General features: G+C 72.2%; 21 protein-coding genes. 7 read left to right on the forward strand and 14 right to left on the reverse strand.

Going from position 1 to position 25,009, the window contains the following annotated elements; translation table 11 throughout:
* Positions 1-146: 146 nt before the first annotated feature.
* Together purU and ICC28_RS16185 are read right to left on the reverse strand one after the other, a co-directional pair.
* The gene (purU, locus tag ICC28_RS16180) at positions 147-1,028 is read right to left on the reverse strand and encodes a formyltetrahydrofolate deformylase (protein WP_188289268.1); all 882 of its coding nucleotides are present in this window, start codon (positions 1,026-1,028) and stop codon (positions 147-149) included.
* Between the two features lie 46 nt (positions 1,029-1,074).
* Positions 1,075-1,575, reverse strand: coding sequence for an SCO4402 family protein (locus ICC28_RS16185; RefSeq protein WP_188289269.1), 501 nt, complete (start codon positions 1,573-1,575; stop codon positions 1,075-1,077).
* Positions 1,576-1,692: 117 nt separating this feature from the next.
* On the opposite strand from ICC28_RS16185, the gene ICC28_RS16190 reads away from it, so the two are divergent.
* Positions 1,693-2,997: an ABC transporter substrate-binding protein gene (locus ICC28_RS16190; protein WP_188289270.1), complete on the forward strand. Its 1,305-nt coding sequence runs from the start codon at positions 1,693-1,695 to the stop codon at positions 2,995-2,997.
* Positions 2,998-3,037: 40 nt separating this feature from the next.
* Here the strand turns inward: ICC28_RS16190 and ICC28_RS16195 are convergent, their stop codons facing one another.
* Positions 3,038-4,801, reverse strand: a complete 1,764-nt coding sequence (locus ICC28_RS16195) for a hypothetical protein (protein ID WP_188289271.1) — start codon at positions 4,799-4,801, stop codon at positions 3,038-3,040.
* Between the two features lie 201 nt (positions 4,802-5,002).
* Complete coding sequence (locus ICC28_RS16200) at positions 5,003-6,388, reverse strand: transcriptional regulator (RefSeq protein WP_188289272.1); 1,386 nt, start codon at positions 6,386-6,388, stop codon at positions 5,003-5,005.
* Positions 6,389-6,747: 359 nt separating this feature from the next.
* On the opposite strand from ICC28_RS16200, the gene ICC28_RS16205 reads away from it, so the two are divergent.
* Genes ICC28_RS16205 through ICC28_RS16215 form a run of 3 tightly spaced genes read left to right on the forward strand, consistent with a single transcriptional unit; the run spans position 6,748 to position 9,810 of the window.
* Positions 6,748-7,410 carry a bifunctional DNA primase/polymerase gene (locus ICC28_RS16205; RefSeq protein ID WP_188289273.1) on the forward strand — a complete coding sequence of 221 codons (663 nt, stop codon included), beginning with the start codon at positions 6,748-6,750 and terminating at the stop codon, positions 7,408-7,410.
* Positions 7,411-7,447: 37 nt separating this feature from the next.
* Positions 7,448-8,218 carry an ABC transporter ATP-binding protein gene (locus ICC28_RS16210; RefSeq protein WP_188289274.1) on the forward strand — a complete coding sequence of 257 codons (771 nt, stop codon included), beginning with the start codon at positions 7,448-7,450 and terminating at the stop codon, positions 8,216-8,218.
* Positions 8,215-9,810, forward strand: a complete 1,596-nt coding sequence (locus tag ICC28_RS16215; RefSeq protein ID WP_188289275.1) for a transporter — start codon at positions 8,215-8,217, stop codon at positions 9,808-9,810. Before ICC28_RS16210 ends, ICC28_RS16215 begins: the two co-directional genes overlap by 4 nt.
* Before the next feature lie 117 nt (positions 9,811-9,927).
* Here the strand turns inward: ICC28_RS16215 and ICC28_RS16220 are convergent, their stop codons facing one another.
* The gene (locus tag ICC28_RS16220) at positions 9,928-10,842 is read right to left on the reverse strand and encodes an alpha/beta fold hydrolase (RefSeq protein ID WP_188289276.1); all 915 of its coding nucleotides are present in this window, start codon (positions 10,840-10,842) and stop codon (positions 9,928-9,930) included.
* Positions 10,843-11,417: 575 nt separating this feature from the next.
* Positions 11,418-12,110, reverse strand: a complete 693-nt coding sequence (locus tag ICC28_RS16225) for a metal-dependent transcriptional regulator (protein WP_188289277.1) — start codon at positions 12,108-12,110, stop codon at positions 11,418-11,420.
* 317 nt (positions 12,111-12,427) lie between these two features.
* On the opposite strand from ICC28_RS16225, the gene ICC28_RS16230 reads away from it, so the two are divergent.
* A complete protein-coding gene (locus ICC28_RS16230) occupies positions 12,428-13,183 on the forward strand; it encodes an SIS domain-containing protein (protein WP_188289278.1) in 756 nt (251 codons plus the stop codon).
* A 9-nt stretch (positions 13,184-13,192) separates the two neighbouring features.
* Here ICC28_RS16230 and ICC28_RS16235 read toward each other — a convergent pair whose 3' ends face one another.
* Both ICC28_RS16235 and ICC28_RS16240 read right to left on the reverse strand, forming a co-directional pair.
* Positions 13,193-14,593, reverse strand: coding sequence for a PAS domain-containing protein (locus ICC28_RS16235; RefSeq protein ID WP_188289279.1), 1,401 nt, complete (start codon positions 14,591-14,593; stop codon positions 13,193-13,195).
* Positions 14,594-14,747: 154 nt separating this feature from the next.
* The gene (locus tag ICC28_RS16240) at positions 14,748-15,194 is read right to left on the reverse strand and encodes a GNAT family N-acetyltransferase (protein WP_317454027.1); all 447 of its coding nucleotides are present in this window, start codon (positions 15,192-15,194) and stop codon (positions 14,748-14,750) included.
* A gap of 572 nt (positions 15,195-15,766) precedes the next feature.
* Between ICC28_RS16240 and ICC28_RS16245 the strand changes: the two genes are divergently transcribed.
* Positions 15,767-16,801: an isopenicillin N synthase family dioxygenase gene (locus ICC28_RS16245; RefSeq protein WP_188289280.1), complete on the forward strand. Its 1,035-nt coding sequence runs from the start codon at positions 15,767-15,769 to the stop codon at positions 16,799-16,801.
* A 41-nt stretch (positions 16,802-16,842) separates the two neighbouring features.
* On the opposite strand, the gene ICC28_RS16250 is transcribed toward ICC28_RS16245, so the two are convergent.
* Positions 16,843-17,943: a citrate synthase 2 gene (locus tag ICC28_RS16250; RefSeq protein ID WP_188289281.1), complete on the reverse strand. Its 1,101-nt coding sequence runs from the start codon at positions 17,941-17,943 to the stop codon at positions 16,843-16,845.
* Positions 17,944-18,253: 310 nt separating this feature from the next.
* Here ICC28_RS16250 and pdxH point away from each other — a divergent pair, with 310 nt between their 5' ends.
* Positions 18,254-18,922, forward strand: a complete 669-nt coding sequence (gene pdxH / locus ICC28_RS16255) for a pyridoxamine 5'-phosphate oxidase (protein ID WP_188289282.1) — start codon at positions 18,254-18,256, stop codon at positions 18,920-18,922.
* Here the strand turns inward: pdxH and ICC28_RS16260 are convergent.
* From ICC28_RS16260 to ICC28_RS16280, 5 genes are all read right to left on the reverse strand, one after another.
* Positions 18,912-19,535 carry a TetR/AcrR family transcriptional regulator gene (locus tag ICC28_RS16260; RefSeq protein ID WP_188289283.1) on the reverse strand — a complete coding sequence of 208 codons (624 nt, stop codon included), beginning with the start codon at positions 19,533-19,535 and terminating at the stop codon, positions 18,912-18,914. The two genes, pdxH and ICC28_RS16260, sit on opposite strands and share 11 nt — an antisense overlap.
* A complete protein-coding gene (locus ICC28_RS16265) occupies positions 19,523-20,257 on the reverse strand; it encodes an enoyl-CoA hydratase family protein (RefSeq protein ID WP_188289284.1) in 735 nt (244 codons plus the stop codon). Before ICC28_RS16265 ends, ICC28_RS16260 begins: the two co-directional genes overlap by 13 nt.
* Positions 20,258-20,357: 100 nt before the next feature.
* On the reverse strand, positions 20,358-21,926 hold the full coding sequence (locus ICC28_RS16270) for a 4-coumarate--CoA ligase family protein (protein ID WP_188289285.1): 1,569 nt from the start codon (positions 21,924-21,926) through the stop codon (positions 20,358-20,360).
* Between the two features lie 36 nt (positions 21,927-21,962).
* The gene (locus tag ICC28_RS16275) at positions 21,963-23,096 is read right to left on the reverse strand and encodes an acyl-CoA dehydrogenase family protein (RefSeq protein ID WP_188289286.1); all 1,134 of its coding nucleotides are present in this window, start codon (positions 23,094-23,096) and stop codon (positions 21,963-21,965) included.
* Positions 23,097-23,151: 55 nt separating this feature from the next.
* Entirely contained in the window at positions 23,152-25,002 is a 1,851-nt protein-coding gene (locus ICC28_RS16280) for an acetyl/propionyl/methylcrotonyl-CoA carboxylase subunit alpha (protein ID WP_188289287.1), read from the reverse strand.
* Positions 25,003-25,009 lie beyond the last annotated feature (7 nt).

The raw sequence follows: 25,009 nt of genomic DNA on the forward strand, positions 1-25,009 counted from the left end.
GGTGAGTGGGGGCCGGTCGCGCAGTTCCCCGCGCCCCTGCTCAACGCACGTCGATTCCAAGGGGCGCGGAGCTGCATCAGTGTGCGGCTTCGCCGAGCAATCACAAGCCACCCGCGGCCGCCAACGAAACAGCCGCCCCCGAGCTGCTAGGCGAACACGACCGTCCGGCGCCCGTTCAGCAGGATCCGCCGCTCCGCGTGCCACTTCACGGCCCGCGCCAGCGCCTGGCACTCCACGTCCCGCCCGATCGCGACCAGTTGGTCCGGCGTCACGTCATGGGCGACGCGCTCGACCTCCTGCTCGATGATCGGCCCCTCGTCGAGGTCGGCGGTGACGTAGTGCGCCGTCGCGCCGATCAGCTTCACGCCCCGCGCATGCGCCTGGTGGTACGGCTTGGCGCCCTTGAAGCTCGGCAGGAAGGAGTGGTGGATGTTGATGATCCGGCCGCTGAGCTGCTTGCACAGGTCGTCCGAGAGGACCTGCATGTAGCGCGCGAGCACCACCAGCTCGACGTTCTCCTCGCGCACGATCTCCAGCAGCCGCGCCTCGGCCTGCGCCTTGGTGTCCTTGGTCACCGGGATGTGGTGGAAGGGGATGTTGTACGAGCTCACCAGCTCGGCGAAGTCCGTGTGGTTGGACACCACCGCCGCGATCTCCACCGGCAGCGCCCCGATCCGGGCGCGGAACAGCAGGTCGTTCAGGCAGTGGCCGAACTTGCTGACCATCAGGACGATGCGCATCTTCTCGTCGGCCCGGTTGATCTGCCAGTCCATCTGGAAGGAGTCACCGATCGCCGCGAAGCTGGCGCGCAGCTTGTCCACCGTCACCGGCGCGTCCGCCGAGAAGTGGACGCGCATGAAGAACAGACCCGTGTCGTGGTCGCCGAACTGCTGGCTGTCCTCGATGTTGCAGCCGGTCATGAACAGATAGCTGGACACGGCGTGCACGATGCCCTGCTTGTCGGGGCAGGCGATCGTGAGGACGTACTGGTCGGAGGGGACCGCGGCTCGGGTGGACTGCTCGTTCATGCAGGACAGGGTCCCATATCCGGCGCGGCGGCCGGGCCGCCGTCCGTCAGGCGGTCCGGGTCATGATCCGCAGTACTTCGAGCGTGCTCGGCGCCGCGTCCGGGTCGTCCCCGTCGCTCACCGCCATCCGCACATGTGCGTCCCGGGCGGCCCGTACCGCCTCGGGCCACGCCTGGTGGTCGAGGTAGGCCGAGACGGGCGCGTCGGGCCCCACCTGGTGCATGATCCGCAGCACCCGCAGGACGGCGCTGTCGACGAGCGCCGCCTCCTGGGAGTCCCGGAAGATCGTGCCGACGTACTTCTCGGCGGACCAGTTGTCCAGCCAGGTGTCCTCGACCAGCCGGTACACGGCGTCGGTGACGTCTCCGTAACCGTCGACGCCGGCCAGCCAGACGTCCGTCTGGAACACCGGGTCGGAGAGCATGTGCAGCGCGGAGCGCACATTGCTGCGCCAGCGCCACCACGGCATGTCGTTCAGTGGCATGCCGCCCATGGTGGATGAGCGACGCCCGCGACGGGAAGAGTTCTCCGAACCTTGCACGGTCATCGATCGTACGTTCCCCCTCCGGGGCGCTTCACCGCCCCCCGCAATTCACCTTTACGTCACCGGCCAATAACCGTAGGTCACTCCCGGGTTAGTGATGTGACGGAAGCGTGTGGGGACATGACCGGCAAGCGACGCGCCCGCAGCCCCTTCCCTCTCAGGTTCACCAAGCCCCTACAGAGCACGGCGCTCCGTGCGGGAGCACTGTTGGCGTCCGCGTCGCTCACCGCGGGATGCGGGGTCGTCTCCGCCGTCACGGGGGGCGCCGGGGACGACCCGATCACCGTAATGACATGGGCACCACAAGATACCGGCGCCACCAACAAGCCCGGCATGCCCGCCCTCGCACTGGCCTACGCCCGCTGGGTCAACGCCAACGGCGGCCTGGGCGGCCGCAAGCTCAGGGTCCTGAACTGCAACGACCACAACGACCGCGTGTCCGCCGCGAGGTGCGCCAAGCGCGCCGTCGAGGAGAAGGCCGTCGCCGTCGTCGGCTCCTACAGCCAGCACGGGGACTCCTTCTTCCCGACCCTGGAGAGCGCGGGCATCCCCTACATAGGCGGCTACGGCATCACCAAGGCCGAGTTCACCAGCCCGCTCTCCTACCCCGTCAACGGCGGTCAGCACACCCTGCTGGCCGGCCTCGGCCGGGAACTGGCCAAGACCTGCGGGCCCGTCGCGCTGGTCCGCCCCGACAGCATCGCCGGCGACGAACTGCCGCACCTGCTCAACTCCGGCCTGGAGGCGGGCGGCCACGCGAAGGCGGGCGACCAGCTCGCGGCGGAGGACGCCACCGAGTACGCGGGGCAGGCGGACCGCGCCCTGGACTACACGACCTCCGACCCGTCCGGCACCGGCTGCGTGGTGCCCGCCCTCGGCGACCGCACCAGCACCTTCATGGACTCCTTCCGGCGCGTCGGCCAGGGATCCGGCGTGCGCACCGCCACCGTGCTCGGCAGCGTCGACCAGACGGTGATCAATGCCTCCGGCGGCAAGTCCGGCCCGTACGAGGGCGCGTACATCACCGGCTGGTACCCCGTCTCCAGCGACAAGCGCTGGGACGGGATGAAGAAGGTGATCAGCGAGCAGGCCTTCGGCGACAACCGCATCGACCCCTCGGACGCCGGCGTGCAGACCACCTGGATCGCCTACACCGTCCTCAAGGCGGTCGTCGACTCCCTCGACGGCGGCGAGGTCACCGCCCGCACGGTCCGCCGGGCCCTGGACGGCGGGCTCAGGATCGAGACGGGCGGACTCACGCCCACCCTCAGCTGGAAGTTCCGGGAGACCCTCGCCTCCGCAGGCTTCCCGCAGCTGGTCAACGCCGACGTGACCCTCCAGGTGGTACGGGACGGCCGACTCGTCTCGGCCAGGAAGGGCTTCATCGACGTGACGAAGACCCTCCAGGACGCCGACCTGCTCTAGGGCCTGCCGTCAGATTCCCGCCTGCCGGGGCTCCGCGTCCCTAGAGCTGGACCGGCTGCCGCTCGGTCAGGCCGTACGTCTTCGCGATCGTGTTCCACAGGCCCGAGGCCTTGGTCTTCTCGCTGCTGGCGGTGCCACTGGCCTGGTTGCCCGCCTGGGTCTGGCCGGTGCTGCGGGCCTGGCCCTTCCGGCAGAGCTTGCGCTTGTTCTGCGCCACCTGCTCGGCCCAGGCCGCGTAGTGGTTGTCGGCGGAGGCGGACGCCTGCCACGCCTTGGTCAGGGCCTCGGTCAGCGCGACGTGCTCGGGCAGCTCGTCCACGGAGAGCTTGGACAGCTCGGTCACCAGGTCGTTGCGCTGCTTGGCCGCGTCTCTCAGGTCCTTGGCCGCCTGGCCGAGGTTGGTGCAGGACCTCACATTGGACACCGCGTTGATGACCATGGTCCGGCTGTTGCCGCTGACGGCCAGCAGCTTGTCCAGTTCGACGGCCTGCTGCTCGGCCGGATCCACCGACGGCGACGGCGACGGCGAGGCGGACTCGCTCGCGGGGGCCGCGGCCGCGACGGTCTTGTTGTCGTCGCCCTGATCACCCGCGCCGCCCCCGCCCAGCAGCGCGCCCGCCCCGATGCCGACGACCGCGATGGCCACGCCGGCGGCCGCGAACAGCGGCACCCGCGAGCCGGTACGGCCACCGCGCCCGCGCGGCTCCTCGCGGTCCTCCCGCTCGGCACGGCGCGGGATGATCGGGGCCTGCTGGGCGCCGTGGGGAGCGTGCTGCCGGTGCGGCTCGAAGCGCGGCATCTGCTGGGTGGACGCGGCCGGGCTCTCACCGCCCGGGTCGGTCCGGAACAGGTTGTCGAACTCGGCGGGCGTCTGCCGGTCCTGGCCCCCGCCCGTCACCGGCGGGATGTACTGCGTGGCGTCGGCGTCGGAATGCGCGGCCGACGGCATGTCCCCCGGCCCCGGCCGGCGCACCCGCCCGAGCGCCTGCGTGCTCTCGGCGGGCGTCTCCGCCCGCACCTCGGGCGGCAGCGCCCCGCTCCCGACCGGCGGGATGTACTGCGTGGCCCCGTCGTCCACGGGAGCGCCGCCGACGGGCGGAAGGTAGGCGGTCGCCTGATCGCCCGGGGGTGTGTCCGTGACAGGCGGTATGTACTGGGTCGCCTGGTCACCCTGACCCGCGTCCGCCACCGGCGGGATGTACTGAGTCGCCTGATCGCCCGGGGGTGTGTCCATGACCGGCGGTATGTACTGGGTCGCCTGGTCACCCTGACCCGCGTCCACGACCGGCGGGATGTACTGCGTGGCCCCGTCGTCCGCGGCGGCCGTGGCCCCGTAGGGCACGGCGGGCGGCAGCGGGGCGCCTCCGGTGTGCGTGCCGTGGGGCGGCGGCAGCGGGGCGCCCGCACCGCCGTCTCCGGCGCCCTGGGTGCCGTAGCCGTAGCCGTACTGTCCGGCGGCGGGCGGCTGCGCGGTCCCCTGGGAGGGCGGGGCGTACCGGTCCGCGTACGGCGTGTTCTCCGGCGGGAGGGGCTGGGAGGGGGTGCCCCAGGTCTGGGCGGGCGGAGGTGTCCAGCCCTGGCCCTGCGCCGGGGCCTGCTGCTGCTCGGGCCCCCAGGAACCGTCCCAGGCCTGACCGCCGGGCGGCGCCGCCGGGGCGGGCGGCGCCTGGTGGCCGTACCGCTGTCCGCCACCCTGGGTACCCGTCATGCCCGGAAGCAGGGGCTCGCCTCCGTCGGAGGGCAGCACGATGCCTTCGCGCGCGGGTCGCGCCGAGGGCTCCTCGCCCTGTCCACTCTGCGTCACCGGGACTCCTACGAATGGGGGACCTACGGAATCGTCGGCTCACGCTACCGGGTCATGTCAGCCGCATGCCACGCAGCTCAGAACGTGACGCACATCCCTGTGACCGCGGTAACAGAACCGGCCCCCTTCCGCGGACCGTTTCCCCACCTCCCCTTCGCCGGCCGCGTTTTCCGCCCGTTCACGCTCTCGCAGCGGTCTCTTTCACGCCGCCGCCTGAAGATCCATCCGCGCCCCGAACTCCCTTACCACGGGCTCGTCCCGGTACGGCTCCAGCCGCTGCTGGAAGTCCTCCAGGTATTCGGCGCCCCGGTTGGAGCGCAGGGTCTCCAGCAGTTCCACGGCCTTCAGCCCCGTGTGGCAGGCCTGCTCGACCTCACGCTGCTGCACCAGGGCCGTGGCGAGCAGCACATAGCCGATCGCCCGCCGCCGCGCCTTGGTCTCCGGCAGCCCCGCCAGCGACTCCTCCGCGCGCCGCGCCGCCGCCTCGGCCTGCCCCAGGTCGCGGTGGCAGTGTGCCAACTCGTCGGCCAGATAGGCCTCGTCGAAGTGCGTGATCCACGCCGGGTCGTCGCCGGAGGACGGGTCCGCGGACTCCAGCGCGTGCACCGCCCGCCCGGACGCCGCCTGCGCCGCCCGCGCGTCACCCATGAGCGCGTGCCCCCGCGCCTCCGCGGCGAAGAACATCGCTTCCGCGCGCGGGGTGACGCGCCCCCGCGCCCCCTCCTGCGCGGCACGCGCCAACTGCGCGATCTCCCGCGGGTTTCCGAGCTGCGCGGCCAGGTGGCTCATGGAGGCGGCGAGCACGTATCCGCCGTAGCCGCGGTCGCCCGCCGCCTGGGCGAGCCGCAGGGCCTGGATGTAGTACCGCTGGGCCAGGCCGGGTTGGCCGGTGTCGACCGCCATGTAGCCCGCGAGCTCGGTCAGTCGGGCGACCGCGGCGAAGAGTTCGCGCCCGACGGCCTCCCGGTAGGAGCCGGCCAGCAGCCCGGAGACGACGCTGTTGAGGTAGTGCACGACGACCGGGCGCACATGCCCGCTGCCGTACTGGTGGTCCAGGTCGACCAGCGCCTGTGTCATCGCCTTCACGGCCGCGACGTCGGACTGGCCCACGCGCGGCCCCGCCGAACGCGCCACCTGCGAGTCGGGCGACGAGATCAGCCAGTCCCGGCTGGGTTCCACCAGCGCGGACGCGGCGACGGACGAACCGGACAGGAAGTCCCGGCGCCCCACGTCACTGCGCCACAGCTCACACACCTGCTCGATGGCCCCCAGCACGGTCGGCGAGAACTGCAGGCCGACTCCGGAGGCGAGGTTCTTGCCGTTGGCCATGCCGATCTCGTCGATCGTGACCGTACGGCCGAGTTTGCGGCCGAGCGCCTCCGCGATGATCGCCGGGGCGCGTCCGCGCGGCTGCTGTCCGCGGAGCCAACGGGCCACGGACGTCTTGTCGTAGCGCAGGTCGAGGCCGTGCTCGGCGCCGCACATGTTGACCCGGCGGGCCAGCCCGGCGTTCGAGCACCCCGCTTCCTGGATGAGCGCCTGCAGCCGTTCGTTCGGCTGTCGCGCGACGAGAGGCCTTGCGGCCATGGCGTACCCCCTGTGGCTGCGGTGCCTGCCCACGCACCGAGTTGGTTGTGTCTTCCCACCGGTCCCGACGGTCCCACCGGGTTCACCTGTTTCGCCTGTTCCACCGAGGCGAACCGGGGAGAACCGAAAAGATCCGGCCGTGAAGATCAATGCCCCGCCGCCATACCGAAAATGCGGGACATGCGAGGATTGCCGGGGTAAGAGCCTCTTAGGCGGAAGCCGACCCCATTCCTGGCTACCCGCTCCCGCCGCGGATCCTCCCGCGCGCCCCCACACATGCACCCATGCGCCCCAGGTGCCGAATCGATGCTCCTCCCCCGCGCGCGCTACGCCCGTAACCCGAGGTGGGCAGGGGAGTTGTGTTCTTCGTGGAAGAGACGATCCCGGGCACCGAAGCCGCTCAGATTCCGAAGCAGCGCGGGGAATCGCTGCTGGAAAACGCCGTTCGCTATGCCGAGGAGCGCCACTGGGACGTGTTCCCCGGCACCTGGCTGGAAGCCGCCGACGGCGTGCAGCGCTGCTCGTGCGGCGACGCCGGGTGCGGTGCGCCCGGCGCGCATCCCTCGCGCGCGGACTGGGCGACGCAGGCCACAGGCAGTGCGACCGTCGCGCGCCGGCTGTGGTCGAAGCAGCCGCTGGCGTCGATCCTGCTGCCGACGGGGCGCACGTTCGACGCGATCTCCGTCCCGGAGACGGCCGGGTTCCTGGCGCTGGCCCGCATGGAGCGCATGGAGTTGACGCTGGGGCCCGTGACGTTGACGCCGGATCGCCGGATGCACTTCTTCGTGCTGCCGGGGGCCTCGGTGAAGGTTCCCGAGCTGGTCCGCAAGCTCGGCTGGTCGCCCGCCTCGCTCGACCTCACGGCGCTCGGCGAGGGCAGCTATGTGGCTGCGCCGCCCACGCGGTACGGGTCGCAGGGGGCCGTGCAGTGGGCGTGCCGTCCGACTCCGGCGAATCGGTGGCTGCCGGACGCGGAGGAGTTGATCTCGCCGCTGGCCTATGCGTGCGGGCGGGACCGGTAACCTGCGCCAACACCGCGGAACCGTAGGGTTGGCTTCCATGACGTCAGCCGTGAAGGTCCGTGGTCTTTGGAAGCGGTTCGGGCAGCAAGTGGCCGTGGCCGGGGTCGATCTCGACCTGCCTGCCGGGAAGTTCATCGGTCTTGTCGGGCCGAACGGGGCCGGGAAGACCACCACCCTCTCCATGGTGACCGGACTGCTCCGGCCCGATCAGGGGTCGGTCGAGATCGTCGGGCACGACGTGTGGCGCGATCCGGTCGAGGTCAAGGCGCGGATCGGGGTGCTGCCCGAGGGGCTCCGGCTCTTCGAGCGGCTGTCGGGGCGCGAACTGTTGAGCTATTCCGGGCGGTTGCGCGGGCTGCCCGGCGCCGAGGTCGACAAGCGGACCACGCAGCTCCTCGACGTACTGGACCTGGCCGGCGCCCAGCACAAGCTCGTCGTCGACTACTCGACCGGGATGCGGAAGAAGATCGGGCTCGCGGCGGCCCTGCTGCACAATCCCGAAGTGCTCTTCCTGGACGAGCCGTTCGAGGGGGTCGACCCGGTCTCCGCCCAGACCATCCGCGGAGTGCTGGAGCGCTACACCGCCTCCGGTGCCACCGTCGTCTTCTCCTCCCACGTCATGGAGCTGGTGGAGTCGCTGTGCGACTGGGTGGCCGTCATGGCCGCCGGGCGGATCCGGGCGCACGGCCCGCTCACCGAGGTCCGCGGCGACGCACCCTCCCTGCAACAGGCGTTCCTGGAGCTGGTCGGCGCGAACGGACGCGACGCCGCCTCCGACCTCGACTGGCTGGGCGGCGGGGCCCGATGAGCGCTCCCACGATCACCCCCGTCTTCGTCCGGCTGAAGCTGTCCCTGCTGCGCAACGGCCTGCGCCAGTCCACCGGCCGCCGCGCCGCCTACATCGCCTCCGCCGTCGCCGCGCTCCTGTTCGCCGCGTTGCAGCTGATCGGCCTGATCGCGCTGCGCGGCAACGAGCACGCCGAGTCCGTGGTCGTGCTGCTGGTGGGGGTGCTGGCGCTGGGCTGGGCGGTGATGCCGCTGTTCTTCCCCAGCGGCGACGAGACCCTCGACCCGACCCGGCTGGTCATACTGCCGCTGCGCCCCCGCCCCCTGGTGCGTGCGCTCCTCGCGGCCTCCCTGGTCGGCATCGGCCCGCTCTTCACGCTCTGCCTGCTGACCGGCTCGGTGATCGCGGTCGCGCACGGCGGTGCGGCCTACGCGGTGGGCGTCGTCGCGATCCCCCTGGCGCTGCTGGTGTGCGTGGCGCTCGCGCGGGCCGTCGCCGCCGCCAACATCCGGCTGCTGACCAGCCGCAAGGGCCGTGATCTGGCGGTGCTCAGCGGTCTGGTCATCGCCGTCGGGGCGCAGGTCGTCAACTTCGGGGCGCAACGGCTCGGTTCGTCGGGGCTCGGGCAGCTCGATCCGGCGGCGGAGGTGCTGCGCTGGGTGCCGCCCGCGTCGGCGGTCGGGGCGGTGGACGCGGCGAGCGAGGGTGCGTACGGTGCCGCCGTCCTGCAACTGGCGCTGACGGCCGGGGCGCTGGCCGCGCTGCTCGGTGTGTGGTCGCGGCATCTGACGCGGCTGATGACCGCGCCCGACGGTTCCACCCTCCAGGCCGTCACCGCCTCCGCCGTACGGGAGCGGAAGCCGACCGGGCTCGCCCGGCTGCTGCCCGCGGGGCGCACCGGCACGGTGATGGAGCGCAGCCTGCGCTATGTGTGGCGCGATCCGAAGACCAAGGCGGCCTGGGTGACCTCGCTGGCGATCGGCCTGATCGTCCCTGTCTTCAACGCCCTGCAGGGCACCGGCTCGATCTACTTCGCCTGCTTCGCCGCCGGGATGCTCGGCATCCTGATGTACAACCAGTTCGGGCAGGACACCTCCGCGTTCTGGATGGTCGCGATGACCATCTCCTCGCGCCGGGACGCCTACGTCGAGCTGCGCGCCCGGGCGCTGGCCCTGCTGGTGATCACCCTGCCGTACGCCACGCTCGTGACCGTCCTGACGACCGCGCTGCTCGGCGACTGGCCCCGGCTGCCCGAGGTGCTCGGCCTGTCCTTCGCCCTGCTCGGCGCGATGCTGGCCACCGGCGCGTGGAGCTCGGCGCGCTTCCCCTACTCCATCCCGCAGGAGGGCTACAAGAACGTCGCCCCGGGCCAGAGCAGCCTGGCCTTCCTCTCCATCTTCGGCGGCATGGTCGCCGCTTCCCTGCTCTGCGCCCCGGTCATCGCGGTGACCGTCTGGCTGAACGTCACACCGAACGGCGACCACTGGACCTGGATCCTCCTGCCGGCGGGCGCGGCGTACGGGGCGCTGGTCACATGGCTGGGACTACGGCTGGCGGCTCCGAGGACGGCGGAGAGGCTGCCGGAGATCCTCACGGCTGTCAGCAAGGGGTGAGTGAAGGCGCCCCCAAGGGGCGCGGGGAACTGCGCGGGGAACTGCGCGAGCAACCACTACGGGCCCGCAGCCGCCACCAAAGTTCCACCGAGCAGACGAAGGAGGCGGAACCTCACCTCAGCCCGCGAGAACCCCGTCAAGAAACGGCTCGACAGCACCCCGCCAAGCCTCCGGCTGGTCGTAGTGCACCAGATGCCCCGCGTCGGCGACCTCCGCGTACTCCCCCCGGGGAAGGACCCGCACCATCTCCTGCGCCTCGGCCCGCCCCAGCTCCCCGTCCAGCCCGCGCACGACCAGTGCCGGGCACCGGACCTGTGCCAGTTCCTCCCAGTGCGCGTCGTACACCCATGTCTCGCGGGACGTGAGCATCTGCTCCGGCTCGAACACCGGCCGCCACCCGTCCTCGCACTCGTGCATGACCTCGGCGTAGAACGCGCCCCGGGCCGGGTTCGGCCGCTCCACCCAGGGGTCGTCCTCCCCGAACCACTTGCGCACGTCGGCGAGCGTGGCGAACGGGACGGGCCAGGACTTGAACCAGTCCGCCCACTCCCGCTGCGAGGCGGCGCCCAGCGCGGAGGCCCGCATGTCGCAGATGACGACGCCGGCCACCAGGTCGGGCCGTTTCGCGGCGAGCTGCCAGGCGGTGAGCGCTCCCATGGCGTGGCCGATGAGGACGGCCGGGGCGAGCCCGAGCTGTTCGAGGGCGGCCTCGGCGTCCTCGACGTAGGCCTCGCGGGTGAACGCGGCCCGCGCCGGCTTGTCGCTGCGGCCGTGGCCGCGCTGGTCCAGGGCGATGGCGCGGTGGCGCTCGGAGAGCCAGCGGGCGGTGGACGCCCAGTGCGAGGCGCGCCCCATCAGCCCGTGGAGTAACAGCACGCCGTGGCCCGGTTCGGGCTCGGCGGCCGTGGCCGGACCGGGCGGTCCGGACTGTTCGGGTACGAGCTTGGCCGGGTCGGTCTTGGGAGGGTCGCCGAACTCCCAGGCGGCAAGGCGTACGCCGCCCGCCCCGGTCACGTCGATGCGCCGCGCCATAGGTCCTGGCACCCCCCTAGCTCCGCTCGGACCGCTCGCTCCCGCTCGTCGAGTCGGCCGGTCCCGAGAACCGCGTCCTGCCGTGCCGTGCAGTTGCCTTCGCTCACCTGGGCCCCGTCCGTATGCGCCACTTGTGCAGCGCATCTCCCACGTGACCCGTCACTCGCAGAGTATCGAATACAGGTTCGAGGATTCCGTTTCCGCTCTCAACACCCCTCGTTCGAGTGACCCTGCTCAAGGAATGATCGCCGCTGCCGAGGGGAGATCTTCAGCGGGAGGCGGACCGGTCGGGGAAACCGGCCCGAAGGGGATGACCCTGGGAGCTCGGGGCTCCGGGTCAGCACAGGGGAGGACAGGCCCCGGCGCCACACGGCGCCGGGGCCCTCCGCACGTCTACGGCACATCCCACCGGCCCCCTCAGTCAGGTCATATGCCTCACGCGACAGCCTTGCACGCGAAGCGTCGAAGCGCTGCGATTCGGCGGACTGAATCTTGGAAACGACGAGATCCATCCGGGCGCTCAACTGCCTCCGAGACAACGGGAGTTACCGGCCTCTCGGGCTGACCGGGGACGCTCAGCGCTTGGCGACGAACACATGGGAGGCGACGTCCGCCTCCAGCTCGGCCGCCTCACCGCCGCTGCCCACCAGCACCCCGCCCGCCGACTCCGTCACGCTCACCACCGAACCGGGCTGCACACCCGCCCGGCGCAGCGTGTACATCAGCTGCGCGTCCGTCTGGATCGGCTCACCGATCCGGCGGACGACGACCGTCTTGCCCTCCGGGCCCGGGGCCAGCTCGGCCAGCGACACCATGCCCTCGTCGAGGAACGGGTCCGCGCCGTCCTTCTCGCCCAGCTCCTCCAGACCCGGGATCGGGTTGCCGTAGGGCGACTCGGTCGGGTGCCGGAGCAGTTCGAGCACGCGCCGCTCCACGGCCTCGCTCATCACGTGCTCCCAGCGGCAGGCCTCGGCGTGCACCTGCTCCCACTCCAGGCCGATCACGTCGACGAGGAGACACTCCGCGAGGCGGTGCTTGCGCATCACGCGCGTCGCCAGCCGACGGCCCTCGTCCGTGAGCTCCAGGTGCCGGTCGCTGGCGACGGCCACCAGGCCGTCCCGCTCCATCCGCGCCACCGTCTGGCTGACCGTCGGTCCGCTCTGGTCGAGGCGCTCGGCGATCCGGGCGCGCATGGGGACCACACCTTCCTCCTCCAGCTCGAGGATGGTGCGGAGATACATCTCCGTGGTGTCGATCAGTCCGGACATACGTGCCCCTTGATGAGATCTGCCGGAAGCACGACAGCTTCGCGGCGCGTGCGCTGGCCCTGGCCCCAATTCTGACGCATCCCACTGACAACCGTGCCGCGCCGTGGGAACCACGGTGTTACACGGCCCGAACCCGGGGCGCCCGCGGGGCCGGCGCCCCGGCCCCGCGGGCACGGAACGCCGTATTGACACCGCACTGGTCCAGACCGCACGGTGATCCGCGACACGGACACGAACGCCGGGCGGCACAGCACCGTACGCCCGGCGGCTCTGACCCGTCCGCCCGGACGGACACCCACGGCAAAGGGGCCCCGCGCATGAGCGACCGCAAGCTCGCCGGCCAGTTCTTCGACGCCGCGATCGACCTGCTGCAGCGGGTGCGCGACGAGGAGGACGGCACCATCGAGGCGGCCGGGACGCTGCTCGCCGACACCGTCGCCGACGGCGGCCGGCTGTTCGCCTTCGGCGCCGGCCACTCCTCGCTCGCCGCCCAGGACGTCGTATACCGCGCGGGCGGCCTGGCGCTGATGAACCTGCTGGCCGTCCCCGGTGTCGTCGGCGTCGACGTGATGCCGGCGACGCTCGGCTCCGCCCTGGAACGGGTCGACGGGCTCGCGAGCGCCGTACTGGACAGCTCGCCGCTGCGCGCGGGCGACGCCCTCGTGATCATCTCGCTGTCCGGACGCAACGCGCTGCCCGTGGAGATGGCCATGAACGCGCGCGCCCTGGGCGTGAAGGTCATCGGCGTGACCTCCGTGGCGTACGCGTCCGAGACCCGGTCCCGGCATGTCTCCGGCACCCATCTGAAGGACCACTGCGACGTCGTCCTCGACTCCAAGATCGCCGTGGGCGACGCGGAACTCACCCTCGACGCGGTGCCGGCGCCCTTCGCGCCCGCGTCCACCGTCGTCACCGCGGCGCTCATGCAGGCCGTGATGGCGACGGCGGCGGGCACGCTGGCCGAGCGGGGCATCGAACCGCCGCTGCTGCGCTCGGGGAACGTGGACGGCGGCCACGAGTGGAACGGGCGGGTCTTCGAGAAGTACGCCGACCGGATCTTCTACCGCCGCTGAACGACGGCCCTACAGCGCGCTCGCCAGGTCCAGGGCCGCGGCGATCCGTGCCGCCACGTCCTCCGCGTACGTCGCGTCGGAGCGTTCGAAGGGGCTGCGGCCCGCCGCGCGCAGGAACGTCACCACGCCGAGCGTGCGGCCGCGGCTGCGCAACACCGCGCACAGGGCGTGCACCGCGTCCGGCGGCCACTGGCGGGACTCCGCCCAGGAACGGACCTGGTCGGCCGGGACGGAACCCGCACTCGCCCGCACCGAACCGGCCCGCGCCACACACTGCAGCGCCGGATGGTTCTCCGCGTACCGGGTGGGCAGCCCGGCCGCGCCGGTGGACACGCTCGGTCCCGGCGCGCCGGAAGGCGTGGCGGCGATCCGGGCCAGCCGTACCGGCCCGGCCGCGTCCGCGTCGCTCAGCGAGCCGCCCACGACACCGTCGACCAGCGCGTGGTCGGCGAAACCGGCGAGCGCGAAGTCCAGGTGGACGGTCGCCGCCTCCGCCGGGTCCTCGCACTCGGCGGCCGCCCGCGCGGCCCGGTGCAGCTGGTTCGAGCGGAACCGCAGCAGCGCCGCCTCCTGCTCGCCCTGCTTGGCCTCCGTCACGTCCTGGAACAGCCAGCCCACGCCCAACGGCACCGGCTCCTCCGCCAGCGGCGACGCCAGCCGTACGAAGCCGCACCGCCAGCAGCGCCGCTGCTCGCCCTCCGGGGTGCGCACGCTCACCCAGATCTCGGCCGGCGCGGGCGGCGCGCCCTCCGCCAGGACGTGCGTCAGCGCGCTCTCCAGCTCCTCGACGCCCTGCGCGAGCAGCTCCCCCAGCGGCCGGCCCAGCACCGACGTACGCCCGAGGCCCAGGGCACGTGCCGCGTGCGCGTTGACCACCGCGGGCCGCAGATCCGCGTCGACGAGGACGACACCCCAGCTCGCGTCCTCGAACAGCGCCTCGCTCAGCGCGATGGACCGCTCCAGGTCGATCTGCGCGTGCACCTCGCTGAACGCGCAGTACACACCCGCGGGCTTGCCGTCCGGGCCGCGCACGGCCGCGGACTGGGTCCGTACGAGCACCCGCCCGCCGTCCTTGGTGAGCAGCGCGAACTCGTGCACCTGCCGGCCCGGGGCCTGCATCGCGGACAGCAGCCGCCCCTCGACCTCCTCGGCGTCCGCCTTGCGCACCGCCCACCCGGCGAAACCCTGCCGGCCCACCGCCTCGGCCGCGGTCCATCCCAGGATCCGTTCGGCCTCCCGGTTCCAGTGGGTGACGACCCCGTCGGCGTCGAACGCGCACAGCGCCGCGTCCATCCCGTCAAGGAGCGCGGCAAGCAGATCGGAGCCGCCGTCCGAGCCGTCCGGACCCTCCCGCTCGGGTTCGTCCGGCCCCAGCTCGTCGGTGGTCCCACTACGCCGGGAAGCACTCACCTGGACCCCCTGCCAAGCTACGTCCGCACATACGGCGCGTCGGTTCGCTCACTGGTCATCATTCAACTCGAACGTGACGCAGCACACACCGGGTTCCCGCAAGATTGAGGGAATCGTTGTAGGCCGGAGACCCGGCACCGCGCCCGGCCGCACGTCAGGCCGCCCGCCGCAGCGTCAGCCAGACCTCGGTCTCGTCCTCCGGCGCCACATACCGCTCCACCTCGACGAACCCGCGCGCCTCGGCGTACCGCAGCCCGTCCGCGTTCGCCGCCAGAACGACCGTCTGGATCACCCGCGCCCCCATCCCCAGCGCCTGCGCCACCCCCTGCTCGTACAGCGCCGTCCCGAACCCGCGCCCCCGGTACTCGGGCAGCACGCGCGCGATAACGGTCGCCACCCCCTCCTCCCCGCCCGGCGGCCGCACGGTCGAGCACCCGACGAGCACATCCCCGAGATACGCGTTCTCCAGCCGATGCCGCCCACTGCGCTCCCGCACCTCGTCGGCACTCAGCTCGTCCGGCGGAACGATCACGTTGTGCACATACCGCCACTGCTCCAGCATGGCCTCACCGGCCACCGGCGCTATACGAAGATCGGACACAAGAGCCACCTCCCCACCGTGCGCCTACATCAATCTTGATCTTCACACACGGATCCGCGGGCGCCTCTCCCTCCGGCCGGACGAAAAAGCGGTTGATTCCGGGGAGGGCCCGTTCTTAGTGTGTGAGGCACACAGAAGGGAGGTGGTTCGGCAGATGTATGAATACCGGACGCGTGAGGTGGCTGCGGGCTAGCGGCCCGACACCCCACCCAGTGCGGTGCCGGACCAGCACGTGAGAGACGCGTGCAGCCGGCCCAATCCCAAGCAGTCACCCGACCCGTGAGCTCGCCGGTACGTCCGGCCGGCTCCTCGCCGTCAGGCGGGGGACCCGAGCTCGCGGGTCGTCTGCGTTCGTGGGGGAATTCCCGGAGGGGTTCCGGGGTTGTGGAGGGCATGATCACGCTCGTTCGACGCCGCCACGTGGACTACGTCCGCGTCACGAGCATGGGCTGTCGACGCTCCGTCTGAGCATTCCGGCCCTCTCTGTCTTCTCTTTGCGCAGTTACCGCTGCCGTTTCTCTTCATCGCCCATCAGGCGCACGCCCGTGCCCGTACACCACCGCGGACGCATCATGACGAACATGACGGCAAACCCGTCGTACCAGTACCAGCAGCTTCCGATCATCGATCTCTCCGCCGCCGATCGCGGCCCCGAGGCCCGTGCGCTGTTGCATGCGCAGTTGCACGCCGCCGCTCACGACGTGGGGTTCTTCCAGCTCGTGGGGCATGGGGTGACCGCCGGGGAGACCGAGCGGCTCGGGTCCGCCATGCGGCGGTTCTTCCGGCTTCCCGAGGCGGAGCGGCTGGCGCTCGACAACGTCAACTCGCCTCACTTCCGCGGTTACACGCGCACGGGCGACGAGCGGACGGGTGGGGCGCGGGACTGGCGGGACCAGTTGGACATCGGGGCCGAGCGGGCTGCGCGGACACCGGGGCCCGGTGAGCCCGCGTACTGGTGGCTCGAAGGGCCGAACCAGTGGCCGGAGTCGCTGCCGGAGCTGCGGGCCGTCTCGCTGGCCTGGATCGAGCGGCTCAGCGGGGTCGCCGAGCGGCTGCTGCACGAGCTGCTCGCCGCCATCGGGGCGCCGGCCGACTTCTACGACCCGGTCTTCGGTGAGCGGGCCCATCCGCATCTGAAGCTCGTGCGGTATCCCGGGAGCGCCGGGGACGGGGCCGGTCAGGGCGTGGGCGCGCACAAGGACTACGGGTTCCTGACGCTGCTGCTGCAGGACCGGGTGGGGGGCCTTCAGGTGCAGCGCGAGGACGGGCTGTTCCACGACGTGCCGCCGCTGGAGGGGGCGTTCGTGGTCAACCTCGGTGAGCTGCTGGAGGTGGCCACCAACGGGTATCTCGTGGCCACGAACCACCGGGTGGTGTCGCCGGCGGGTGCCACCGAGCGGTTCTCCGTGCCGTTCTTCTACAACCCGCGCCTGGACGCGCGCATTGAGCCCCTGCCCTTCCCGCACGCGTCCGTGGCGCCGGGGGTAACGGACGACCCGGCGAACCCGCTGTTCGCCGAGTACGGCTACAACGAGCTGAAGGGGAAGCTGCGGGCGCATCCGCTGGTGACGGAGCGGCATCACGCCGGGCTGCTGACTCCGGCGTGACCGTGCGGGGCGCGGGTGACCGCGCCCCTCGGGTCAGCGTCTCAGTGGGCGATGTCCTCGTATCCCTCGATCTCCCGCGGGTTGCGCGAGCCGGGGCCGACGTAGCGGGCGGAGGGGCGTACGAGGCGGCCGGTGCGCTTCTGCTCCAGGATGTGCGCCGACCAGCCGGCCGTACGGGCGCAGGTGAACATGGACGTGAACATGTGGGCCGGGACCTCGGCGAAGTCGAGGACGATCGCCGCCCAGAACTCGACGTTGGTCGCCAGGACGCGGTCGGGGCGGCGGGCGTGCAGCTCGGCCAGGGCCGCCTTCTCCAGGGCCTCGGCGACCTCGAAGCGGGGGGCGCCGAGCTCGCGTGCGGTACGCCGCAGCACGCGCGCGCGTGGATCCTCCGCGCGGTACACGCGGTGGCCGAATCCCATCAGCCGCTCGCCCTTGTCGAGGGCCTGCTTGACGTAGGCCTCGGCGTCGCCCGTGCGCTCGATCTCCTCGATCATGTGCAGGACGCGCGAGGGGGCGCCGCCGTGCAGCGGCCCGGACATGGCTCCTACGGCGCCGGAGAGCGCGGCCGCCACGTCCGCGCCGGTGGAGGCGATCACGCGCGCGGTGAAGGTGGAGGCGTTCATGCCGTGCTCGGCGGCGGATGTCCAGTAGGCGTCGACGGCGGCGACGTGCTTGGGGTCGGGCTCGCCGCGCCAGCGGATCATGAAGCGTTCGACGACGGACTGCGCCTTGTCGATCTCGCGCTGCGGGACCATGGGCAGGCCCTGGCCGCGGGCGGACTGGGCGACGTAGGACAGGGCCATGACGGCGGCGCGGGCGAGGTCCTCGCGGGCCTGTTCGGCATCGATGTCGAGCAGGGGTTTGAGGCCCCAGACGGGGGCGAGCATGGCGAGCGCGGACTGGACGTCGACGCGGATGTCGCCGGAGTGCACCGGGATGGGGAACGGCTCGGCGGGCGGCAGGCCGGGGTTGAAGGCGCCGTCCACGAGCAGGCCCCAGACGTTGCCGAACGAGACGTGGCCGACGAGGTCCTCGATGTCGACGCCCCGGTACCTGAGTGCGCCGCCCTCCTTGTCGGGTTCGGCGATCTCCGTCTCGAACGCGACGACTCCTTCGAGTCCGGGTACGAAGTCGGACATCAGGCGGCTCCTCGTGATGTGTGCGACAGATGGTGTTGTGGGGGTGTGGCTCTCGGTGGGACGGACCATGTGTCGAGCGGCAGGGACGGACGCACGCCCCGTGGATCCGCGGTCGTGGCTCGGTTGCGGACTCGCGGTCCCGGGCGGGTATCCCAGTGATGCCCCGTGCGGCCGGCGGTCACCCAACGGGAACGGCACCAGCACGATATCCCCGAGTGCCACCTTTGGGGAGGGATCGCGGCACTGAGTGCCACGCAGTGATGAAGGACACCATGGCGAACGGGCCCCGCGGATACGGCAGGATGACGGCGTGACCGACCGAGACTCCGTGCCACTGGACCCCGCCGCGATGCGCAAGCAGTACCGGGCCGAGGGCCTCGCCGAGACCGACCTGGCCGCCACTCCGGTGGAGCAGTTCGCGCGCTGGTTCAAGCAGGCCGCCACGGAGGCGCACCTGTTCGAACCGAACGCCATGGTGGTCTCCACGGCGGACGCCGCGGGCCGGCCCAGCTCGCGCACGGTGCTGCTGAAGCAGTTCGACGAGCAGGGTTTCGTCTTCTACACCAACTACGACTCCCGCAAGGCCCGTGACCTGGCGGAGAACCCGTACGTCTCGCTGCTGTTCCCCTGGCATCCGATGGCCCGCCAGGTCATCGTCCAGGGCGTCGCGCGGCGCACCGGACGGGACGAGACGGCCGCCTACTTCCGTACCCGGCCGCACGGCTCGCAGCTCGGGGCGTGGGCCAGCGAGCAGTCGGCGGTGGTCGCCACCCGCGCCGACCTCGACGCCTCCTACGCCGAGCTGGCGGCCCGCTATCCCGAGGGCGAGCAGGTGCCCGTACCGCCGCACTGGGGCGGTTTCCGGGTGGCTCCGCAGTCGGTGGAGTTCTGGCAGGGGCGGGAGAACCGGCTGCACGACCGGCTGCGGTACGTGGCGCGGGCGGACGGGAGCTGGCGGGTGGAGCGGCTCAGTCCCTGAGATCGAGGGCGGTGTCCAGCAGGGCCGCCCACTGGGCGACCACCCTTTCCCGGCGCCCGGTGTCGTCGGTGAGCAGGTTGGCCAGGCCGAGTCCCCGGGCCATGTCGAGCAGCCCCTGCACGGTCTCGCGCACGCCCGGCCGCGACTCGTCGGCGCCCAGCAGTTCCACGGCGATGCGGTGGCTCTCGCGGCCGACGCGGGCCTCCAGTTCGGTGACCCGCGCGCGCAGTTGCTCCTCGTTGGAGGCGGCGACCCACAGGTGCAGGGCGGCGCGGAAGAGGGGGCCGGTGTAGAGGTCGACGAGGGCGGCGACCACGGCCCGGCGGTCCCCGGCGGCGCCTTCGGGGAACAGTGCGCGCAGCGCGGTGGAGCGTTCCTCGGCGACGTACTCGACGGCCGCGGTGAACAGGTCCTCGCGGGTGGGGAAGTGGTGCTGGGCGGCGCCCCGGGAGACGCCGGCGCGTTCGGCGACGACGGAGACCGTGGAGCCCGCCCAGCCGTGTTCGGCCAGGCAGGCCACGGCGGCCTCCAGGAGGCGCTGCCGGGTGGCCCGGCTGCGGTCCTGTTTGGGGGTACGTTCCACACGGTCGCCGACCGTGCTCACAGCGCCCATGCGGGATCCCGTCGTTCGAGGAAGGCCGTCATCCCCTCGCGGGCCTGCGGGGAGGAGAACAGCCGGGCCGAGAGCGCGGTGAGGTCGGCCGCGTCCCGGTCGAATGCCTCCAGCACCCTAGCCGTGAGCAGCCGCTTCGTCTCGGCCAGGGCCTCGGGTGCCGCCCTGCGCAGTCCGTCCAGGACGGGTTCGAGTACGGCGTCCACGTCGTCGCCCGCCGCGGTGAGCAGGCCGATGCGGGTGGCCTCGGCGGCGTCGAGGCGCTCGCCGGTGAGGTAGTAGCGGGCGAGGGCGCGCGGGTCCGTGCGGGGCAGCAGGGGCAGGGAGATGACCGCGGGGGCCACGCCGATGCGGACCTCCGTGAACGCGAAGGTGGCCGTGGTGGCGGCGGCCGCGATGTCGCAGGCGGCCAGCAGGCCCAGGCCGCCCGCCCGGACGTGGCCGGTGACCCGGGCGACGACCGGCCGGGGCAGTTCCACGATCTGCCGCAGCAGGCCGACCAGCGCGTCCGGGGCGGGCGGGTCGCGCAGGTCGGCGCCCGCGCAGAAGGTGTTGCCGGTGTGCGTGAGCACGACCGCGCGGACGTCGGCGTCCTCGGCGCAGTCCGTGAGCGCGTCCGCGAGGTCGCCGACGAGCGCGGCCGACAGGGCGTTGCGGGTGTCCGGCGAGTCGAGGCTGAGCGTCTCGACACCCCGCGCGCGTGTGCGGCCGACCGACGTCATGTGTGCTCCCTGAGCTGCCGTTGCAGGGCCTGCCCCGCAGCGGACCGGGGCGCCCCGCTGGCGGTCTCGACGCCCCGCGCGCGCGTGCGGCCGATCGACGTCATGCGTGCCCCCTGAGCTGGCGGCGGAGGATCTTGCCGGAGGCGGCTCGGGGGACTCCGTCGATGAAGGTGACCTGGCGGACGCGCTTGTAGGGGGCGACGCGTTCGGCGACGTACATCATCACCTCTCCTTCGGAGAGTTCGGTGGCGGTGGGCTGGCGGACGACGTACGCGCGCGGGACCTCGTTGCCGTTGTCGTCCTGGACGCCGATGACGGCGGCGTCGGCGATGCCGGGGTGGGTGAGCAGGAGGGCTTCGAGTTCGGCGGGGGCGACCTGGAAGCCCTTGTACTTGATGAGCTCCTTGACGCGGTCGACGACGAAGAGCCAGCCGTCGGCGTCGACATGGCCGACGTCGCCGGTGTGCAGCCAGCCGTCGGTGTCGATCATCGCGGCGGTGGCGTCGGGGCGTCCGAGGTAGCCCTTCATGACCTGGGGGCCGCGGATGAGGATCTCGCCGTCCTCGCCGACGCCGAGGTCCTTGTCGGGGTCGTCGAGGGAGACGATCCGCATCTCGGTGCCGGCGATGAGCCTGCCGACGGTGCCGGGGGGTGCCTCGCGCATGGCGTCCAGGGGGACGACGTGGGTGCCCGGGGACAGTTCGGTCATGCCGTAGGCCTGGCCGACCGGGGGCAGGTTCAGCCGCCGGGAGCAGGCCTCGGCGAGCCGGGCGTCGAGCGGGGCGGCGGCGCTGACGACGTGCCGGAGGGACGACAGGTCGTACTCGGCGACCAGCGGGTGCTTGGCGAGGGCGAGGACGATCGGCGGGGCCACGAACAGGTCGGTGATGCGGTGGTTCTGAACGGCCGCGAGGAAGGTCTCCAGGTCGCAGCGGGGCAGGACGACGACGGTGGCGCCCTGGCGCAGGGGCGCGTTCATCAGGGCGGTGAGGCCGTAGATGTGGAAGAAGGGCAGGACGGCGAGGATGCGGTCGCCGGGTTTCGCGGGCATCGCCGGTTCGAGCTGGGCGAGGTTGGTGGCGATCTGCCGGTGGGTGAGCATCACGCCCTTGGGGATGCCGGTGGTGCCCGAGGAGTAGGGCAGGGCGGCGACGTCCTCGGCGGGGTCGATGTCGATGTGCGGCTCGGGGGCGGTGGAGGCGAGCATGTCGATGAGGGAGCGGTGGCCGGGCGCGCTGTCGCAGACGAAGATCTCCTGGACGCCGCCCGCGAGTTCGGCGGCCCGGCGGGCGGTCTCCAGCAGCGGGGAGACGGTGACGATCCAGCGGGCGCGGCTGTCGCCGAGCTGTTTGGCGAACTCATCGGGCGTGGCGAGCGGGTGCACGGTGGTGACGGAGGCACCCGCGCGCGTGGCGGCGTAGAAGGCGGTCGGGAAGGCGACGGTGTTGGGGCTGTGCAGGGCGAGTACGTCGCCCTTGCGCACGCCCGCCTCGGCGAGCGCGGCGGCGACCCGGCGGTGGAAGCGGTCCACCTGGTCGTAGGTGAGGGTGGTGCCGTCGGTGCCGTCGATCAGGGCGGGCGTGTCGCCGAACTCGGCGGCGCGGCCCAGTACGGCCTCGTGGCTGGGCAGGTCGACGGGCGGGACGTCTGCGTACTCGCTGCGGAACATTCGGTTCCTCCTCGCACAGCGCTGTGCCGGACGCGGTCAGTACGACTTGGGCAGGCCCAAGGTCTGGTGGGAGACGTAGTTCAGAATCATCTCCCGGCTCACCGGAGCAATACGAGCCACGCGCGCGGCAGTTATCAACCGGGCGAGCCCGAACTCGCGCGTGAGGCCGTTTCCGCCGAGGGTGTGCACGGCCTGGTCGACGGCGCGCACGCAGGCCTCACCGGCGGCGTACTTGGCCATGTTGGCGGCCTCCCCGGCGCCGGCGTCGTCGCCCGCGTCGTAGAGATGGGCCGCCTTCTGCATCATCAGGCGGGCCAGTTCCAGGTCGATGTGGGCCTGCGCGAGGGGGTGGGCGATGGCCTGGTGGGCGCCGATGGGGGACTTCCAGACGGTGCGTTCGCGGGCGTAGGCGACCGCTTGGGCGAGGGCGTGCCGGCCCATGCCGATGGCGAAGGCGGCCGTCATGATGCGCTCGGGGTTGAGGCCGGCGAAGAGCTGGAGGAGGCCCGCGTCCTCGTCGCCGACGAGCGCGTCGGCGGGCAGCCGTACGTCGTCCAGGACCAGCTCGAACTGCTTCTCCGCGGCCTGGAGTTCCATGTCGATCTGCCGACGGGTGAAGCCGTCGGCGTCGCGCGGGACGATGAACAGGCAGGGTTTGAGGGTGCCGGTGCGGGCGTCCTCGGTGCGGCCGACGACGAGGGTGGCGTCGGCGATGTCGACGCCGGAGATGAAGACCTTGCGGCCGGTGAGCAGCCAGTCGGCGCCGTCCCTGCGGGCGGTGGTGGTGATGCGGTGGGAGTTGGAGCCGGCGTCGGGTTCGGTGATGCCGAAGGCCATGGTGCGGGTGCCGTTGGCCAGGGCGGGCAGCCACTCGCGTTTCTGTTCCTCGGTCCCGAAGCGGGCGATGACCGTGCCGCAGATGGCCGGGGAGACGACCATCATCAGCAGCGGGCAGCCCGCGGCGCCGAGTTCTTCGAGGACGAGGGAGAGTTCGGCGATGCCGCCGCCTCCGCCGCCGTACGCCTCCGGCAGGTTGACGCCGAGGTAGCCGAGTTTGGCGGCCTCGGTCCAGAGGTCTTCGCGGACGTAGTCGCGGCCGTGGCGTTTGCCGAGGGCGGCTACTGCGGCTCGTAGGGCCTTGTGTTCTTCGGATTCGATGAGGGTGGTCACGGAGCTCCTTCGGACTGCGGGTTGTGTGTGGTTGCTCGCGCAGTTCCGCGCGCCCCTATGGGGCGCGCTCCACTACCGCCAGTAGTGCGCCTGGCTCCACCTGTTGGCCCTGGGTGGCTTCCAGGGCTGCGAGTGTCCCTGTGACGGGCGCCGTGATCCGGTGCTCCATCTTCATCGCCTCCAGCCACAGCAGCGGCTGTCCGGCCGTCACAGCGGCTCCTACGGCCACGTCCTCGGCGATCCTCACCACCGTTCCCGGCATGGGGGCCAGGAGCGAACCCGGGGCGTGTTGTGCGGTGGGGTCGGGGAAGCGGGGCAGGGCGGTGAGGGTGGTGGTGTTGACGTGGACCCGGTCGCCGTAGCGCGCGACCTCGAACCGGCGCTGTATGCCGTCCACTTCCAGGACGACGAGGTCCGCGCCGGCGCGCACGACGCGCACGCCGTCGGCCTCCAGGCCCGCGCGCCCGTGCCGGTAGCGGACCTCGTGCTCCTCGCCCGCCATGGCGTAACGCTTCACCTGCGGCTGCGAGGGAACGTTGCGCCAGCCGCCGAAGCGGGAGCGGGCCGGACCTTGGGCTTCCGCGAGGGCTGCCGCCAGGGGCGCGTACGGGTCGGGGGCGGGCTCGGTCAGGTCGGCGAGGTGGCGGTCGTAGAAGCCCGTGTCCATACGGGCGCCTGTGAACTCCGGGTGCCGCAGGGAGCGGACGAGGAGGTCGCGGTTGGTGGGCGGGCCGTGGAGCGTGGCCCGTTCCAGGGCGCCGGCGAGCTTGCGGGCGGCCTCCGCGCGCGTGGGGGCGTGGGCGACGGCCTTGGCGAGCAGGGGGTCGTAGTGGATGCCGATGGTGTCGCCGTCGCCGTAGCCGGTGTCCAGGCGGACGGTGTCCGGGACGGCCAGGCGGTGCAGGGTGCCCGTCTGGGGCGCCCAGTCGTGCGCCGGGTCCTCGGCGTACAGGCGGGCCTCGATCGCGTGGCCGCGCGCGCATGGGGGGTCGGTTTCGAGGGCGTGGCCCTCGGCGACGCGGATCTGGAGGGCGACCAGGTCGATGCCGAAGACCGCTTCCGTGACGGGGTGTTCGACCTGGAGGCGGGTGTTCATCTCCAGGAAGTGCGCCCTGTCGTCGGCGACGAGGAACTCGACGGTGCCCGCGCCGACGTAGTCGACGGCGCGCGCGGCGCGCACGGCCAGCGCACGCAACTCCTCCGCGAGCCCCTCGGAGAGGCCGGGCGCCGGCGCCTCCTCGATGACCTTCTGGTGGCGGCGCTGGAGGGAGCAGTCGCGCGTGCCCAGCGCCCACACCGTGCCGTGCGCGTCGGCGAGCACCTGCACCTCGACGTGCCGGCCGTGCTCGATGTACGGCTCGACGAACACCTCGCCGTCCCCGAAGGCGCTCGCCGCCTCGGCGCGCGCGCCCTCCAGGGCGGCGCTGAGCTCCTCCAGGCAGCGCACGATCCGCATCCCGCGCCCCCCTCCGCCCGCGGCCGCCTTCACGAGTACCGGCAGGTCGCCCTGCGCGACCTCGCGCAGGGGCGCGAGCCCCATCAGCTCCTTCGCGCGCGTCTTGGACGCCATCGCCTCGATCGCCTCCGGCGGCGGCCCGATCCAGACCAGGCCCGCGTCGAGGACGGCACGCGCGAAGTCGGCGTTCTCGGAGAGGAAGCCGTACCCGGGGTGCACGGCGTCCGCGCCCGCGGCGACGGCCGCCTTCACGATCAGGTCGCCGCGCAGATACGTCTCCGCGGGCGCCGCCCCCGGCAGCCGTACCGCCGTGTCGGCCACGCGCGCGTGGAGGGCGTTGTCGTCGGCGTCCGAGTGCACGGCGACCGTCCGGATCCCCAGCTCGCGGCAGGTGCGGAAGACCCGGCAGGCGATCTCGCCCCGGTTGGCGACGAGGACAGAAGTGATCACAGCAGGT

Origin of the sequence: Streptomyces sp. TRM68416, from assembly GCF_014596915.1 — a bacterium.
In the GTDB taxonomy this organism is placed as follows: Bacteria; Actinomycetota; Actinomycetes; order Streptomycetales; family Streptomycetaceae; genus Streptomyces.